1 protein-coding gene is annotated in these 580 nt (G+C 74.7%); it reads left to right on the forward strand.

Features of this window, described 5'->3' with window-relative positions; translation table 11 throughout:
• The coding region (locus MFF56_RS31915) for a putative Ig domain-containing protein (protein ID WP_238232226.1) at positions 1–580 on the forward strand (580 nt) is incomplete at both ends.

A 580-nucleotide genomic window follows, 5' to 3' on the forward strand; every position in this document is an offset into this window, starting at 1 on the left:
AACCCCCACCGCCACCGGCAGCTACACCTTCGACATCCTGGTCACCGACGCCAACCAGAAGCAGGTCACCTCCTCCAGGATCAACGTCTCGGTCGGCTACGGGCCCGTCTCGCTCAGCCTCCGCCCCGCCGCCCAGACCGGCCTCTACCGCGGCCTCGCCGGCAGCCCGATGCCCGACGCGGGCGTCGCCATCGTCGGCGGCACCCCGCCCGTCACCCTGACGCTGGCCGCCGGCACCATGCCGCCGGGCCTCTCGCTCGGGCCCGATGGCGCGCTCGTCGGCACGCCCTCCACGCCCGGCACCTACTCGGGCCTCCAGGTCCGGGCCGTCGACTCCGCCTCGACCCCACGCAACGCCACCTCGGCGGTGTTCCAGGTGGTGGTCGGCGCCGCCATGACGGCCATGCTGCAGGGCGCCAACGACGCCTACCAGCGCAACCGCGCGATCGCCCCGATCGCCGCCTTCGCAACCGGCGGCACCAGCCCCTACGCCTACGCCCTGACCGCCGGCAGCCTGCCGCCCGGCGTCACTCTCTCCAGCTCCACCGGCCAGATCTCCGGCACGCCGACCCAGGCCGGC

Source organism: Methylobacterium hispanicum (assembly GCF_022179285.1).
Classification (GTDB): domain Bacteria; phylum Pseudomonadota; class Alphaproteobacteria; order Rhizobiales; family Beijerinckiaceae; genus Methylobacterium; species Methylobacterium hispanicum.